This is a genomic window from Acinetobacter sp. YH01008 (assembly GCF_013420435.1).
Taxonomy (GTDB): Bacteria; Pseudomonadota; Gammaproteobacteria; order Pseudomonadales; family Moraxellaceae; genus Acinetobacter; species Acinetobacter pseudolwoffii.
Map to the genome: position 1 here is coordinate 31,325 of NZ_VOYD01000012.1, position 15,976 is coordinate 47,300.

Annotated in this window: 14 protein-coding genes; 7 read left to right on the forward strand and 7 right to left on the reverse strand. The window is 45.9% G+C overall.

Features of this window, described 5'->3' with window-relative positions; all coding sequences use genetic code 11:
- Window positions 1-71 precede the first annotated feature (71 nt).
- Entirely contained in the window at window positions 72-851 is a 780-nt protein-coding gene (locus FTT75_RS08530; RefSeq protein ID WP_005095060.1) for a putative porin, read from the reverse strand.
- 504 nt (window positions 852-1,355) lie between these two features.
- Between FTT75_RS08530 and prfB the strand changes: the two genes are divergently transcribed.
- The 5 genes from prfB to FTT75_RS08555 all read left to right on the forward strand — a co-directional run bounded on the left by prfB (window position 1,356) and on the right by FTT75_RS08555 (window position 6,329).
- A protein-coding gene (gene prfB / locus FTT75_RS08535; RefSeq protein WP_100329506.1) for a peptide chain release factor 2 occupies window positions 1,356-2,451 on the forward strand; the annotation gives its coding sequence in 2 pieces (ribosomal slippage) (window positions 1,356-1,427 and window positions 1,429-2,451; 1,095 coding nt in all).
- Between the two features lie 147 nt (window positions 2,452-2,598).
- A complete protein-coding gene (locus FTT75_RS08540) occupies window positions 2,599-2,898 on the forward strand; it encodes a helix-turn-helix transcriptional regulator (protein WP_005173210.1) in 300 nt (99 codons plus the stop codon).
- Window positions 2,899-2,918: 20 nt separating this feature from the next.
- Window positions 2,919-4,004, forward strand: a complete 1,086-nt coding sequence (locus FTT75_RS08545) for an alkene reductase (RefSeq protein WP_180040798.1) — start codon at window positions 2,919-2,921, stop codon at window positions 4,002-4,004.
- Window positions 4,005-4,083: 79 nt separating this feature from the next.
- A complete protein-coding gene (locus FTT75_RS08550) occupies window positions 4,084-5,364 on the forward strand; it encodes a 3-deoxy-D-manno-octulosonic acid transferase (RefSeq protein ID WP_180040800.1) in 1,281 nt (426 codons plus the stop codon).
- 251 nt (window positions 5,365-5,615) lie between these two features.
- Window positions 5,616-6,329, forward strand: a complete 714-nt coding sequence (locus FTT75_RS08555) for a 16S rRNA (uracil(1498)-N(3))-methyltransferase (RefSeq protein ID WP_180186249.1) — start codon at window positions 5,616-5,618, stop codon at window positions 6,327-6,329.
- Here FTT75_RS08555 and FTT75_RS08560 read toward each other — a convergent pair.
- Complete coding sequence (locus FTT75_RS08560; RefSeq protein WP_180001008.1) at window positions 6,303-7,283, reverse strand: mechanosensitive ion channel family protein; 981 nt, start codon at window positions 7,281-7,283, stop codon at window positions 6,303-6,305. The two genes, FTT75_RS08555 and FTT75_RS08560, sit on opposite strands and share 27 nt — an antisense overlap.
- Window positions 7,284-7,390: 107 nt before the next feature.
- Entirely contained in the window at window positions 7,391-7,969 is a 579-nt protein-coding gene (locus tag FTT75_RS08565; protein ID WP_180186250.1) for a DUF805 domain-containing protein, read from the reverse strand.
- A gap of 273 nt (window positions 7,970-8,242) precedes the next feature.
- On the opposite strand from FTT75_RS08565, the gene acs reads away from it, so the two are divergent.
- Window positions 8,243-10,189 carry an acetate--CoA ligase gene (gene acs, locus FTT75_RS08570; RefSeq protein WP_074383876.1) on the forward strand — a complete coding sequence of 649 codons (1,947 nt, stop codon included), beginning with the start codon at window positions 8,243-8,245 and terminating at the stop codon, window positions 10,187-10,189.
- Between the two features lie 138 nt (window positions 10,190-10,327).
- Window positions 10,328-11,509, forward strand: a complete 1,182-nt coding sequence (locus tag FTT75_RS08575; RefSeq protein ID WP_180186251.1) for an acyl-CoA dehydrogenase family protein — start codon at window positions 10,328-10,330, stop codon at window positions 11,507-11,509.
- A 65-nt stretch (window positions 11,510-11,574) separates the two neighbouring features.
- Here FTT75_RS08575 and FTT75_RS08580 read toward each other — a convergent pair whose 3' ends face one another.
- The 4 genes from FTT75_RS08580 to msuE all read right to left on the reverse strand — a co-directional run bounded on the left by FTT75_RS08580 (window position 11,575) and on the right by msuE (window position 15,789).
- Entirely contained in the window at window positions 11,575-12,990 is a 1,416-nt protein-coding gene (locus FTT75_RS08580) for a deoxyribodipyrimidine photo-lyase (protein ID WP_180186252.1), read from the reverse strand.
- A gap of 120 nt (window positions 12,991-13,110) precedes the next feature.
- Window positions 13,111-13,731 carry a riboflavin synthase subunit alpha gene (locus FTT75_RS08585; RefSeq protein WP_100329499.1) on the reverse strand — a complete coding sequence of 207 codons (621 nt, stop codon included), beginning with the start codon at window positions 13,729-13,731 and terminating at the stop codon, window positions 13,111-13,113.
- 181 nt (window positions 13,732-13,912) lie between these two features.
- Window positions 13,913-15,025, reverse strand: a complete 1,113-nt coding sequence (gene sfnG / locus FTT75_RS08590) for a dimethylsulfone monooxygenase SfnG (RefSeq protein WP_180071844.1) — start codon at window positions 15,023-15,025, stop codon at window positions 13,913-13,915.
- A 29-nt stretch (window positions 15,026-15,054) separates the two neighbouring features.
- On the reverse strand, window positions 15,055-15,789 hold the full coding sequence (msuE, locus tag FTT75_RS08595; protein WP_180186253.1) for an FMN reductase: 735 nt from the start codon (window positions 15,787-15,789) through the stop codon (window positions 15,055-15,057).
- Window positions 15,790-15,976 lie beyond the last annotated feature (187 nt).

The following is a 15,976-nucleotide window of genomic DNA, read 5'->3' on the forward strand; positions in this document are numbered from 1 at the left end:
TGGTTAAGAGTGCAATAAAAAAACCCATCCGAGGATGGGTTTTTTATAAATGACTAATCTGTGGTTTTAGATTAGAAGCGGTATTTCGCTGCTACACCAAAAGTATTATAGTCATTGTTGAACTGTTCACCAAAGCCGACACGGCCTTCCAGGCTCACTTGCTGGTTAATGAACTTACGTGCATTGATACCGAATTCGCTGCGATCCGTAATATCATTGTTGTGATAATCAGCACCGACACTGAAGGTTTTGTCAATGAAATAATCTGCTGCCAGATTGTATTCATCTAGATCACCAAAAGCTGCACCTGCTTCCAGGTTGATATCTTTACCATTACTAAGTGTAGTCACGTATTTGGCGCGAAGTGTTGGATCTACACCATCATCATTGTCGTTATCCCAACCTTTTACACCCGCCGCAATCAATAGACCTGGAGCTGGTAAATAACCAACTTCTACACCGTAAGTAGTTAAATCGTTATCAATCTCATCATTATCTTGCAGATCATGACCATTCACGTTACCGCTCAGGTAAAAGTCAGAATTCGGTACGAAATACTCTGCACCTACGCCATAACGATGCGCTTCACTGTCACCAATCTCATTATATTGATAGTGAGCATTTACGTTACTGGCACGATCAAGGAAAGCTGCCTCTGCTAATGGTGCATTACGTGTTTGAACTGGATTGAAGTAATATGTACCATCAACACCGAAAGAGCCACTGGTTCCACCGTTATCAGGATCAAATACGCCTGCTGATGCACCAATTTCTGCCTGGTAAGCATGTGCTGCTGTACCTGTCATTGCTATTGCTGAAAGTAGTGCCGAAGCAATCGCTAATTTTTTCATGGTTACTACCCCTCAAATCTTTAGTTAAAAACATTACACTTTTTGTTACAACTTTCAGTCTAGAGTAATTTCAAAGATCGTCAATCAAAGGAAAGTTACAGCAATGTGAATAGCGTAATCTTATGTAATCTTTTCTAAATAAGTAACTGAATAATAAAATTAAATTTATAATGTAGTGTTTTATTAAAACTGTGTAGATATTGTGGAATGTATTGAATTTGCTGATTTTTTATTCAATTTGGTAGGTTTTTTTAGACGATAAAATTAAGTGAAAAAGTATATTTTGATAATGAATGCGAGACGTGAAATCCGATCAAGCTTCAGATCAAAACGACATTTAATAACCGATTCAATTGTCAAAAATTTTCTGACGAAAACATAACTCTAAATTGGGATGACATTCGAGCTTTGGACTGGATCCATCACACTGAAATAGCAGAAATAGACTGTGCTATAATATGGGGCTAAATAATTTGTGCCTAATTTTGATTGAGAGTAATTCACGTGGAAATTAATCCGTATCTAAACCAATTAAAAGACTTAAACGAACGTGGTCAAACACTACGGGGGTATCTTTGACTACGATCTGAAAAAAGAGCGTTTAGAAGAAGTCCTGCGTGAATTAGAAGATCCCACCATCTGGAATGACCAGAGTCGTGCCCAGGCCATGGCCAAAGAAAAAGGCGAACTTGAGAACGTATTAAATGTGCTGGATGGTTTGACCACACAGCTTGAAGATGCGCAGGCCTTGCTTGATCTGGCAGTGGAAGCGGATGATGAAGGCTTACTGGAAGATGTACAGGCTGAACTGACTACAGCTGAAGAAGAACTGGCTAAACTTGAATTCCGTCGTATGTTCAACAATCCGATGGATCCTAATCCTTGTTATTTAGAAATTCAGGCCGGTTCGGGTGGTACTGAAGCGCAGGACTGGGCATCCATGCTCATGCGGATGTACCTGCGCTGGATTGAACGCCATGGCTTTAAAGCAGAAATCATGGAAGAATCGGACGGCGATGTCGCAGGGCTTAAATCAGCGACGATTCGTGTAGACGGTGAATATGCCTATGGCTGGTTACGTACCGAGTCAGGCGTACATCGTTTAGTGCGTAAATCGCCATTTGACTCGGGCAACCGTCGTCATACCTCATTCTCGGCTGTGTTTGTTTCGCCTGAAGTCGATGACAATATTGAGATCGAAATTAATCCGGCAGATGTGCGTACCGATACCTATCGTGCATCGGGTGCCGGTGGTCAGCATATTAACAAAACGGATTCTGCGGTTCGTTTAACGCATGCACCGACCGGGATTGTAGTGGCCTGTCAGAACCAGCGTTCACAGCATGCCAACCGCGACCATGCCTGGAAGCAGTTACGCGCCAAACTTTATGAACGTGAAATGCAAATTCGTAATGATGCTGCAAAAGCGCTGGAAGATACTAAGTCTGATATCGGCTGGGGAAGCCAGATTCGTTCATACGTTCTGGATGATTCACGTATTAAAGACTTACGTACCAGTGTCGAAAGTTCCAATACCGGCGCGGTTCTGGATGGCGATCTGGATAAATTTATCGAAGCAAGCTTGAAACAGGGCTTGTAAGAAATTGTTTAAATAGCTGGCGTAACCAAGTTAGTACAGACTGTGACTCTTATATCTAAATTTATCGATATATAAATCGATAAAATGCGATATAATCGGTTTAGATGCTGAAACAAATTTTGTTACGCTACAGATTGTGATGTACCTATGGATCTTGATCTAATTTTTAAAGCCTTAGCCAATCCGATACGCCGGCAGATTCTGGAATGGTTGAAATCGCCAGAACAATATCTGTCTGTGGAAGAGTGTGGCGGCTTTCAACGCGGGGTCTGTGCAGGGCAGATTGAAAAGTTAGGACAAGTCTCTCAGTCCACCATGTCCAATCATTTGTCTGTCTTGCAGCAGGCCGGTTTAATCACCGCGACCAAGCACGGACAATGGTCTTATTTCTCGCGTAATGAAGCTTTGATTCAGCAATATATCGACTATATGCAACAACACCTTTAATCCAACAGGTGGGAGTACCGATGGCTGAATTAAATTCTCCTTTAACGCTTGGCGCGTTAGAACTTAAAAACCGTGTCATCATGGCGCCGCTTACGCGTAGTCGTGCAACTGACGACCGCGTACCAACGCCAATGATGGCCGAATATTATGCACAACGTGCAAGTGCCGGTTTAATCATTTCTGAAGCCACGGTGATTTCTGAAGAAGCCAATGGTTACCGCAATACTCCGGGGCTGTTTACTGATGCGCAGGTAGCAGGCTGGCAGCAGGTGACTCAAGCGGTACATGACCAAGGTGGCCTGATTGTGGCGCAGCTGTGGCATGTGGGCCGTGTGTCTGATCCAGAACTGTTAAATGGTGAAACGCCAGTATCGGCGAGCAGTGTACAACAGGCCGGTCATGTCAGTTTATTGCGTCCAAAACGTCCTTATGTGTTGCCGCGTGCGCTGGAAATTTCAGAAATTCATACCATTACCGAACAATATAAACAGGCGGCAATTCGCGCCAAAGCTGCCGGTTTTGATGGGGTTGAATTACATGCAGCCAATGGTTATCTGATTGACCAGTTCCTGCAAACCAAGACCAACCAGCGTGAAGATGAATACGGGGGGTCAGTCGAAAACCGTGCCCGTTTCCTGCTGGAAGTCATGGATGCACTGATTGATGTCTGGGGTGCAGACCGTGTCGGAATTCATTTGGCACCGCGTGGCGATGAACACGATATGGGCGACAATGATCCACGTGAAACCTTCGGTTATGTCATGGAACAGTTGGGCAAGCGCCAGATCGCGTTCTTCTTTACCCGTGAATATCTGGCGGAAGACAGTATCTCGGAGTATATGAAACAGCGCTCAAATGGCGTGCCGTATATGGCCAATATGCGTTTAAGTCGTGACGATGCGATTGAATTGCTGGCTTCAGGCAAAGCAGATGCGGTAGCTTTTGGTAAGGCTTATATTGCCAATCCGGATTTATACGAGCGTCTGCTCGAAGATGCACCGCTGAATGAACTGAAGCTGGAAAATATGATCGGAACCAATGTCGCAGAAGGCTATATTGATTATCCGACATTGGCTGAAGCAGACGCTTTAACTACTGTAGAATAATCTAAAAATGAGCCACATCGATTAACATGTCGATGTGGCTCTGTTATATTTTGTCGATTGAATCTGTTTCGAGGCGCATTTGGCTACTCCATTTTGGTATAACGCAGCGTTAGCTCTGATTAAACCCTTATATCAATCGCGTATTCGTAAACGTGCGACCGATCCTGAACAATTACAACAAGAACTGACAGAACGTTTCGGCCCATTTCAGCCGCCCAAAAATCTGCATGCCATCTGGTTTCATGTGGTCTCGGTCGGTGAGACCAATGCTGCCCAGCCTCTCATCGAACATTATTTAAAATCGGGTCATCCGGTACTGGTCACCAATACCACCAAAACCGGTCAGGCACGGGCCAAATCACTTTTTTTAAAAACACCTTATCTGGATTTATTTCAAGCCGTCTATTTACCCGCTGATCAGAAAGTACTGATCCGTGATTTTTATCAGCAGTATCAGCCAAAACTGTTATTGCTGATGGAAACCGAGCTTTGGCCGAATCTGCTGGATCAGGCACCAGAATTTGATGTAGCCACGATTTTGTTAAATGCGCGTCTTTCGGAAAAGTCGGCCAAGGGCTATGCCAGGGTTAAAGGTCTGACCCGGAGCATGCTACAGCAGTTAAGTCAGCTTTTGGCACAGGATACTGCCACCCAGCAGCGTTATATCGAGTTGGGAATCACCGCCGAAAAAACCCAGGTTTTGGGCAATATCAAATTTGATATTACTGCACCACAAAGTTTTGTAGAACATGCTGCAAACTTGAAGCAAGCATGGCAACTGGCAGGTCGCAAAATTATGATACTGGCCAGTACCCATGCGCCTGAAGAAAAAGACATTCTAAGCGCTTTAAAATCGGCTTTAGATAGCAACCCAAAACTTTTATGTATCGTCGTACCCCGTCATCCGGAACGTTTTGATGAGGTGTTTCAGGCTGCACAGAGTTTAAATTTAATAACTCAGCGCCGTAGTTTGGCCCAGAACATTGAAGCAGATACCCAGGTTTATCTGGCGGACTCGATGGGGGAAATGTGGCTCTGGTATGCTTTGAGTCAGGCCTGTTATGTCGGTGGCTCGCTGAATGAGCCGGGTGGCGGGCATAATATTCTGGAGCCGATTGCTTTGAATGTATCGACTGTTTTAGGCAAAAACTATTTTAATTTTCAGACCATTGTCGATGAATTCGTTCAAGCAGATGCAGTAGAAGTTGTGCAGGATGCGCAGCAGGCGGCAGAGGTATTGCTGGAACTTTTGCAAGATCAAATCAAGGCACAACGTTTAAATACAGCAGCGCAGAGAATTATGCAGTTAAATACGGGATCGCTTGCCAAGCATATTCAGGTGATTGATCAGTATCTTTAATTGATATTGATAAGTAACAGATATTGGATTTACCAAGACGGCAAGGATGCCGTCGTTAGGCTGTGTGGATTGAAGTTTTTTCAATATTTCTAAGCTGGCTTATCTAGCCTACTTTTCAAAGATGAAAAGTAGCAAAAATCTTTTGTATCACTGAAGGGATGTCCTTATCCCTCAGGGATACGCGCGACATCCATGTCGCCACCCTCTAGCGGATAGAGGTCATTCAACAGTTCTTCGGTATAAAATCTTCTATGAATATTGTCCTTCTTGACTATCGACAAACACAATCGGATCTCTGGACGATTTCATCGAAACGTCAACTGGAACATTTACAGCAGCATGTGCAGATTCAAGTTGGAGATACCTTAAAAGTGGGAGTGCTGGAAGGTCAGCGCTATCTCACCGAGATTGTCGAGATTTCTGAAAAAGCAGTGCGACTAAAACCGCTTCAAGAAGATGCTATTCCAAAAAAATTACCCGTAACTTTAATTGTGGCCTTGCCACGGCCGAAAGTGCTGCGTCGTCTGATCATGGACAGTGTCACTTTGGGCGTGGAAAAAATCATTTTACTGCATAGTTATCGCGTCGATAAAAGCTACTGGCAAACCCCATTTTTACAGCAGTTAAATCATTATATCGAGCTGGGACTGGAACAGGCCGGGGATACAATAGCTCCGAAAATCGAGCTGTATAAACGTTTTAAACCTTTTGTTGAAGATATTTTGCCAGGCTTGATTACGGCTGACCGACCCGCTTATGTGGCACATCCTTATGCCGAACAATCCATGCCTTTTGCGATTCCGCATCCTTGTACGATGATCATCGGCCCGGAAGGCGGATTCATTCCGTATGAAGTAGATTTACTGGTTAAAAACGGCTGTCAGGCTGTGAGTCTGGGCAACCGTATTCTCCGCACTGAAACCGTGATTCCCTATGTCCTAGGTCGTCTGTTTAGCACGAGCTGAGGCATCTTCATTGCCTTCGCCGCGATAGACTTTGACTTCCTGTACCGGATAAGGAATTGAAATATGATGTTCGGCAAACGCCTGAATCACGCGTTCCTGCACCGCACTGATTGAGGTTCCTGTGCCTGTCTCAGTGGTATCGACCCACCAGAGCGCTTTTAAGGTAATGGAAAAATCAGCCAGCGCCGTGACATTGACACTAAAGCCCGGCTGACTGAGGATGGTCGGGTCTTTATCTAAAATGGCGGTAATCAGGTCTTTGGCTTTCTGGATATCATCTTCATAGCCAATACCCACTACAAACTCACAGCGACGGCGGGTATAGGCCGTGTTTACCGTCACGGCACTGGTATAGACCGTGGCATTGGGAATCACGATACGGCGGCCATCCGGTGAACGCAAAAAAGTCGCACGAATCTGGATATCTTCGACTGTGCCTTCCATGCCATTGACGATAATATCATCGCCAATCTTGAATGGTTCACCGAGTAAAATCAGCACACCAGAAAGCAGGTTCTGGAAAATATCCTTGAAGGCAAAACCAATGGCGACTGAACCAATCCCGAGGGCACTCATGAGCTGACCCGGGGTAAAGCCAGGCACGGCAATGACCAGTCCAATCAAAACACCAAAGAAAATAATAAAGGTACTGCCGACACGGTTCAGGACCAATACCAGATTCTGGCGGGTATAAGAGCGGTTCTCTAAAGTTTTGCGCACAAAAAACTTAAACAGTTTTGACAATAGCCAGAAGATGACAATGACCAACAGCGCAATACAGAAATAAGGCACACGCTCCCAGAAACCTTCCATGATCTTGTCAATGGTGCTATAGGCATCGTTGTACTTGGCAGTATGTTCAATCACGGTCTGGGTGGTTTTTTCAGTTGCCTGATGCAACAACTCCGTGGTGCCCTCAGTGACCTGGCTTAAGGTATTATTTTGCTCTGCCACAAAAATTCCATCATTTAAATTTTGCCTATTTTGCCTGATGTTGAGCAAAAAATTAAGAAGCGCTATCCGCCAGGAATGGATATTTCCTAAAAATAAGCAGACGGCTGTTAAAAATATTGTGTGGTTTTTTGCATGATCTCAGGCGGGATATGTGGATGTTCTCCACCGCTCATATAACCCAATAAAGCCAGCGACCCAAATAGGCTCAGTAGTATCAGGACAATCATCAGCCAGGCCAGCATCTTTTCCCAGAGCAGGGTCATCCGCGCAGGGCCGTAGTCATTTATGCCGCGATCTCCCGAACCAAAAACGATATAAAGCCATACAAAAATGTTTACCAAGGGCAGCAACAGCAGCAGCGCCCACCAGCCACTGCGGTTCATGTCATGCAAACGGCGAACGGTCACCACTAAAGCGAAATAGGCATAGACCAGAATCATGATCAGCACGCCGATACCGGCCAAACCTTGTAGTGAAAGTAGCCAGTTAGAATCCATTGAATGAACTGCAATATTCACAATATCAATACTTAAGCCCAGTGCAATACTGCTAAACAGGAAGATGAAATGTAGAAATGCTGACCACGCAATAAAACTCAAACGCCCGAAACGGCCTTTTATCGACAAGGGATGATCCGTTGCCGCCAAAGCGGGAGGGGTGAAATAGGGAGATTCTGGCGATTTCATAAATATGATCCTGAACTGAACAAAATGAAATAAGAGCGAGAGCTAAATTCTATTTTTTAAAGGGCATTGCTACAGATCATACACAGTTATGCAGAATATTCTGTACTGTAAGTTATGCTTTATTTTGTTTGAATTTGAATAAATAATCTACGACGAAAGCATGATTGCCGGATTCGAAATAAGCAGGCCATACTGCCATTATGCATAAAAAACAATCAACAACACAGCATTAACCTCTCGTGATGAGATAGAACAAAATCAAGGAAGTGACATATGCAAGAGATCTATCCAGTACCCGAAGATTTTAAAAAAACAGCACGCACGCTTGAAGACCAGTATTTCGAACGTTATCAACATTCCATCGAGCAGCCAGAAGCATTCTGGACAGAACAGGCACAACGTCTGGACTGGATCAAGCCTTTTACCCAAGTCAAAAATACCAGTTTCGATCCCGACAATTTTAAAATTGAATGGTTTGCTGATGGTCAGCTCAATGTCAGCGCCAACTGTCTGGACCGTCATCTGAAAGAACATCCCTATAAGCCGGCCATTATCTGGGAAGGGGATCATCCTTCACGGCACAAGATTATTTCTTTTGCCGAGTTGCATGACGAAACCTGCCGTTTCGCCAATGTGCTGAAAAAAAATGGCATTGCTAAAGGCGACCGGGTAATGCTGTACATGCCCATGGTCTCTGAAGCCGCGATTGCCATGCTGGCCTGCGCGCGTATCGGGGCGGTGCATTGCGTGGTATTTGGTGGATTTTCACCGGATTCTCTAGCCAGCCGGATTGAAGACTGTCAGGCCAAAATGGTGATTACGGCCGATTCCGGTATGCGCGGCGGGAAACCGATTCCGCTGAAAGCCAATGTTGATGAAGCCCTGAAACTGGCTGGTACAGACTCCATTCAAAATGTAATAGTGGTGCATCGCACCGGCAATCCGATTGAAATGCAGGAAGGTCGCGACCTGTGGTATCACATGGAAATCATGTCGGTGAATGACATCTGCCCACCGGAACCGATGAATGCCGAAGATCCGCTATTTATCCTGTATACCTCAGGTTCGACCGGCAAGCCCAAGGGCGTGATGCATACCACGGGCGGCTATCTGACCTATGTAAATTGCAGTTTCCGCGAAGTGTTTGACATCAAACAGGATGATATCTTTTGGTGTACCGCAGATGTCGGTTGGATTACCGGACATTCCTATGTGCTGTATGGCCCCCTGTCGAATGGCACCACGACTCTTATGTTCGAGGGTGTTCCGCAGTATCCGAGCTGGGCGCGTACCGGACACATTGTCGATAAGCATAACGTCACCATTCTCTATACTGCACCGACAGCCATCCGCGCCATGATGCGTGAAGGTGATGCCTTTGTGCGGGAAAGTGACCGCAGCAGCCTGAGAATTCTAGGTTCGGTGGGTGAGCCGATTAATCCTGAAGCCTGGAACTGGTATTACACCGTGGTCGGTGAAAGTCGCTGTCCCGTCATTGATACCTGGTGGCAGACGGAAACCGGCGGTTTTATGATTACGCCATTGCCAGGCGCGACTGATTTGAAACCGGGTTCTGCAACACGGCCTTTCTTTGGGGTACAACCTGCGATTGTCGATGCGGATGGTAAGGAGCTGGAAGGCGAAGCTGAAGGCAATCTGGTGATTAAAGATTCCTGGCCGGGCCAGATGCGAACCATCTGGGGTGATCCGGAACGTTTTATCGAAGCCTATTTCTCGACTTATCCGGGTACTTATTTTACCGGAGATGGCGCGCGTCGCGATAAAGACGGTTATTACTGGATTACTGGCCGGGTCGATGATGTGCTGAATGTGTCCGGACACCGTTTAGGCACAGCTGAAGTTGAAAGTGCGCTGGTGGCGCATGAAGCAGTGGCTGAGGCTGCTGTGGTGGGTATGCCGCATGACATTAAAGGGCAGGGAATTTGTGCCTTTGTCACCTTACAGGCCGACGTGACCAGTTCAGATGAATTGCGTGCTGAACTGGTGAGCTGGGTGCGCAAGATTTTGGGGCCAGTGGCGACACCCGATGCACTGTACTGGGCACCCGCTTTGCCCAAAACCCGTTCAGGGAAAATCATGCGCCGGATCTTGAGAAAGATTGCAGCCAATGAGCTGGATAGCCTGGGCGATACCTCGACATTGGCTGAACCGCAAGTGGTGGATCATCTGATTGCAGAAGTACAAGCCAATCCTCGTTAAATAGCTAAAGTCCACAAGCAAAATACCGGCTGCACGCAGCCGGTATTTTTAGATCAGGAATAAGCTCTGCATGCTTTCGAATATAGCGCAACGTCTTGATCTGCTAAGCTGCCCACATGCTGAACATGAGTTAAAATAATGAATGTACGATCACCATATTTAGATCAATCTCCTGTCGATATTGCCCAGAAACTGGCAGAACAATTTGCCCAAACTGCCGCAGTGCGAGACAAGCAGGGCGGTAATCCCAAGCATGAACGAGACCTGATCCGTAACAGTGGTCTGCTCGGCTTGTCTATTCCTGTTGCCTATGGTGGACAGGGTGCAGACTGGCGGACAATTTTTAAAACCATTCAGACCCTGGCGCAGGTCGATAGCTCTCTGGCGCATGTTTATGGATTTCATCATTTATTGATTGCCACCGTACAGCTATTTTCCCAACCCGAGCAATATGGCAAATGGTTTGCACAGACTGCGCAAAATAATTTGTTCTGGGGCAATACTCTCAATCCGCTGGATCGTCGTACCACGGCAACTCAAGTCTCAGAACATGAATATATTTTCCATGGTGATAAAAGCTTTTGTTCTGGTTCGATCGATTCGGATATGTTGCTGTGTTCAGGTTATAACGAAGCAGGAAAATTGCTGATTGGCGTGATTCCTACCCAGCGACAGGGTGTGAGCTTTCTAGGCGACTGGAACAATATGGGCCAGCGCCAGACTGACAGCGGCACCAGTCATTTTGAACAGGTCAACATTCACCAGGATGAATTGCTGCTCAATCCGGGGCCACTGAGTACGCCGTATTCCAGTTTACGTCCATTGATTGCGCAGCTGATATTTGTGCATATGTTTCTCGGTGTCGCCGAAGGGGCTTTTGAAGTTGCCAAACAGACCGTACAAACCCAAAAAGCCTGGTCAAAATCCTTGGCTGAACATGCAGTGAATGATCCTTTTACCCAAAAGCATTTTGCCGAGTTTTATGTGCAGCTGGAAAGCGTGCGTTTATTGGCAGATCAAGCCATTCAGACCTTGCAGAAAGCTTGGAATATCGGCCCTGATCTGACTGCCGAGCAGCGTGGTGACGTCTCGATTGCGATTGCCACCGCCAAAATTGCCGCGACCAATAGCTCTTTATATATTACCCAGAATATTTTTCAGGTCATGGGCGCACGGGCAACGACTGTGCAACTGAATCTGGACCGGTTCTGGCGTAATGTTCGGACTCAAACCTTGCATGATCCGGTGGATTATAAATATCAGGAAGTGGGGGAATGGGTGCTGACCGGAAAAGTGCCTGATCCAAGTTTTTATTCCTGATTTGAATATTAAAACAGCCTCTATATGAGAAGCTGTTTTAATATTTTTAAGATGACGGGTCTTTTTTAAAGCTGCTTAAAAGCCTCGATTGCCCGGACACGGGAAGATTTTAAATCCACAAGCGGTTTTGGATAATCCAGTTCACGGTCAGGGTTTTTGGCATAGGGCTCATGAATGCTTTTGGCATCCAGATGCGCCAGTTCAGGCACCCACTGACGGATATAATCCCCATTCGGGTTGAACTTCTGTGACTGGCTGACCGGATTGAAAATCCGGAAATAAGGCACCGCATCCATACCCGTCGAAGCACACCATTGCCAGCCGCCATTATTGGCTGCCAGATCACCATCAATCAGCTGCTGCATGAACCAGCTTTCTCCCAAACGCCAATCGATCAGCAGGTTTTTGCACAGGAACATTGCGGTAATCATGCGCACCCGATTATGCATCCAGCCGGTGGCCAGTAGCTGGCGCATTCCGGCATCTACAATCGGGATCCCGGTTTGGCCCTGTTGCCAGGCTGCCAAATCTTCAGGTGCATGCCGCCACTGGAGTTTATCGGTATTTTCTTTAAACGGGCGATGTCTGGAAACGCGGGGAAAATCGAACAGGGTATGCTGATAAAACTCACGCCACAGCAGTTCATCCAGCCAGGTTTGTTGACCGAGATCATCGATCTGGAAATAGCCATGATGTTGTTTAAACAGCGCCTGAATGCACTGGCGGATCGAGAGAATGCCGATATTTAAATAAGGCGAGAGTTGACTGGTGCCATTAAGCGCTGGAATATCACGATCTGTTTGATAGCTGCTTAAGCGGTCTTCGATAAAATCATCCAGCATCTGTAGGGCATGAGTTTCATCTACGGGCCAAAGTTTTTCAGAATTTTCTATTGAATAGCGACCCGCAAACTTTTCCAGATCAAAATGTGTCAGCTCTACAGGCAATTCGAGCAAGTCCTGAGACGCAATCACAGGATAAGCAGAAGGCACATCGAGAATCAGCCGCTCATAGCATTTTTTCTTAAAGGCACTATAGACTTGATAGGGTTGATTGGACTGATTGCGGATACTCGCCAATGGAAAGAGGGTACGATCATGATACAGCTCGACCCGAATCTGCTGCTGTTCCAGTCGTTGCTGAACCTTGAAATCACGCTGTAGTTCATTGACCCCAACTTCAATATGCGCATGCACGCTATCAATCTGCAAGTTTTGGCAGAGTGCTAACATCTCATCAGCAAGATTACGCCACAAGCCGACTTCTCGCACAATTAAAGGAATATTCAGTTGTTCTAGTTGCTGTTTGAGAACCTGTAGTCGTCGCAGATAAAAATTGATTTTAATCGGCGCATCTTGATGTAACTGCCATTGCTCAGGAGAAAGCACCACCAAAGCCACACAGGGGCCTTGTTGAGTGGCATGCCACAAAGCGGCATGGTCTTGAATTCGAAGGTCTTGGCGAAACCAGATCAGATGCATGGTACTTTCTTAAATCAGGGGGTTAGCCTGCATTTTAGGCAATCTGCTACCGATGGAATAGTATTAAAATATTAATATGATAGGAGACTGATTTTTGCACGTACCAGTCTCTTTGTACCATTAAGCTTTGGCTTGATAAATATTTTCCAAAGTATCCACCAAAGTACGGGTCATCTGGTCAATTTCATAATTCACTGTATCGCCCACCTGAATGTGCTTCCAGGTGGTCAGGCGCAAGGTCTCTGGAATCAGGTCAATCGAAATTTCACTGTGGGCACGATCGACACGGTTCACGGTCAGGCTGCAGCCATTTAGCCCAATAAAGCCTTTTAGGAAGAAGTACTTGATATTGCCCTCTGGAATCTGTAAATCGATATGCAGGGTTTCACCGCGAGCTTCAATCTGGATGACCTTAGCCCTGCCTTCAATATGGCCATACAGATTATGTCCACCGTTTTCTGCACCGACTTTGGCAGAGCGTTCAATATTCACTTCATCACCAATTTTTAAGGCTTTCAAGGTGGTAAGCGCCAAGGTGACATTGGAAATATCAAAATGAATCTGTTTCTGCGCCCGGTCAATCGTGGTCACCGTGAGACAGACACCATTTACTGCCACACTGGCGCCAATAAACACATCTGCAAAAAAGCCGTGCTGATCACTGACCAACAGGGTAATAAAACCATCGCCTTTGCGAATCTCGATGACCTGTTCCAGGCCTTGGACAATACCGGTATACATAGTTAAAACGTCTATTCTTGCAATTGCATCCCATTGTAGGCAGGAAAGCTAAATCCGGCTAGCGCTTTACTGGACTGCTTGGTTTCTGTCCGGATAAAAAACCCCTCAAGCCGAGCCTTGAGGGGAAAATTTGCAATGTGCCGTCATTATTATAATATTTGGGCATAAGCACCACTTAGATTTAAGCGGATTTAGCCTGCACAACCTGCTGTTGTTGTACTTCTAGCTCACGCACCAATGGCAACACCTTTTCTCCAAAATATTCGACTTCTTCAACACAGTGCAAGAAACCGGAAAGCACCAGATCGACTCCAATATTTTTTAAAACTACAATACGTTCAGCAATTTGCTGCGGTGTGCCAATTAAATTGGTCTTGAAACCGTCGTTATACTGGACTAAATCTTCAAAACTTGATTTTGCCCAGTTGCCTTCGCCTTCAGTTGTCGAGGCACCGGCTTCACGTGTCGCTTCAGCAAAATTTTTCACTGCTTTGATATTGGCCTTATCAATAATTTCCTGTAACACCGCTTTGGCTTGTTCTTCAGTATCACGTGCGATGATAAAGGCATTGACCCCAATTTTCACAGTATGATTATTGGCCTGGGCTTTTTCGCGAATATCATCAATCTGTTTTTTCAGCTCTTCAGGCGTGTTGCCATTGGTGAAATACCAGTCTGAAACACGTGAAGCCATATCGCGCGCCGCACGTGAACTGCCACCCTGAAAAATCTCGACCGGTTTATCCGGGAGCGGTTGTGGGCGTAAGGTATAGTCTTTAAATTGATAGAACTTGCCATCAAAATTAAAGTGATCCGTATTCCAGATTCCGCGCAAACTGCGAATAAACTCTTCTGAACGGGCATAACGCTGGTCATGCTCTGGCCATTCTTCACCAATCGCATCAAACTCGCCCCGGAACCAGCCACTGACCACGTTAATCGCAATCCGGCCATTGCTGAGCTGGTTAATGCTGGCCAATTGTTTTGCCGCAAGCGCAGGTTTCCACGGCCCGGGTAAAATTGCTGCAATTAACTTGATCTTGCTGGTTTGTGCGAGCAAGGCATGACTGAAGCTGACAGATTCATGCTGGTTTTCTGCACCATAGCTTGACGCAAAACGAATCTGGGTCAGGCCATATTCAAAACCGCTTTTTTCTGCTGCTTGTGCCAGACGCACGTTATATTCATAGCTCCAGTCGGTACGCTGTTCGATGGTACTGACGACAAAACCGCCACTGACATTCGGAACCCAATACGCAAATTTGATGTCTTGCTGTATTTGCTGTTGTGACATATTTCAACCCTCGAAGTGAAAATCGCTGATCAAGCAACTTGCGTTTGCGCTGATTTTTTACTGTGCAAGCGGGATTCTGCTGCATCCAGACTTGGTACAGCCGCAGAGGGCAAGACTTCTTCTTGTTCGATTTGTTTATTGATGCTCAAGTTCTGGTTGGCCTGTTGGGTTTTTGCTTTAACGACTTCGGCACGTTGTCCTTTGGCCGGTGCCCATTCCAGAATAGGCAATGCACGCGCCACAGCCAGGGTAATCCTGTCGCGTAGCAATTCGCTATGAATGGTATATGCAGGGGTGAAATCGCGGTCGGTGGCATAGACGCCAATCGGTAAAGTCTGTGCCTGAAAGAAGCTGAATAAGGGACGCAGTTGATGTTCAAGCACCAGCGCATGACGGTCACTGCCACCAGAAGCCGCCAATAAGACAGGAACATCGACCAGCGCCGTTTGCTCAACAAAGTCAAAGAAATGCTTGAACAGGCCGGTAAATGAAGCGCGGTAAACTGGGGTGCCGACAATCAGCGCATCTGCGGCTTCTACTGCTGCCAGATCATCCTGAACGCGTTGCGGCAATTGATTGCGGTAAATTGCACCGCCCAAGAGCGAACCAATTTCGCTAAATTTAATGAAATGCACATTGATTGGTGTTGCTTCACCCAGCTCATCCAGAATGGCCTGAACCAAGGCTTCGGTTTTTGAGGGGTGATTTAAACCGCCAGATACGGCAACAATATTTAAGGGTTTTTGCGCATTAAAATTAGACATATTTAGAACCTGAAAATAGGGTTAATCTCGGAATGACCCTATTAATCCCGATTCAGCGAAGGGCTGTAAAATAACGAAAAGCTGAAAAGTTATCTGATTTTGCGATATACGACAAAGGCCTGATTCTTAAGGAGGGTTTTGTATATAAGTGAATGATATTTATATTTATATTGAATATAGCTAAGCT

Coding starts and splice junctions, on each gene's coding strand:
- FTT75_RS08530 (WP_005095060.1), bottom strand. CDS start 851: ATGAAAAAATTAGCGATTGCTTCGGCACTACTTTCAGCAATAGCAATG.
- FTT75_RS08540 (WP_005173210.1), top strand. CDS start 2,599: ATGGATCTTGATCTAATTTTTAAAGCCTTAGCCAATCCGATACGCCGG.
- FTT75_RS08545 (WP_180040798.1), top strand. CDS start 2,919: ATGGCTGAATTAAATTCTCCTTTAACGCTTGGCGCGTTAGAACTTAAA.
- FTT75_RS08555 (WP_180186249.1), top strand. CDS start 5,616: ATGAATATTGTCCTTCTTGACTATCGACAAACACAATCGGATCTCTGG.
- FTT75_RS08565 (WP_180186250.1), bottom strand. CDS start 7,969: ATGAAATCGCCAGAATCTCCCTATTTCACCCCTCCCGCTTTGGCGGCA.
- acs (WP_074383876.1), top strand. CDS start 8,243: ATGCAAGAGATCTATCCAGTACCCGAAGATTTTAAAAAAACAGCACGC.
- FTT75_RS08575 (WP_180186251.1), top strand. CDS start 10,328: ATGAATGTACGATCACCATATTTAGATCAATCTCCTGTCGATATTGCC.
- FTT75_RS08580 (WP_180186252.1), bottom strand. CDS start 12,990: ATGCATCTGATCTGGTTTCGCCAAGACCTTCGAATTCAAGACCATGCC.
- FTT75_RS08585 (WP_100329499.1), bottom strand. CDS start 13,731: ATGTATACCGGTATTGTCCAAGGCCTGGAACAGGTCATCGAGATTCGC.
- sfnG (WP_180071844.1), bottom strand. CDS start 15,025: ATGTCACAACAGCAAATACAGCAAGACATCAAATTTGCGTATTGGGTT.
- msuE (WP_180186253.1), bottom strand. CDS start 15,789: ATGTCTAATTTTAATGCGCAAAAACCCTTAAATATTGTTGCCGTATCT.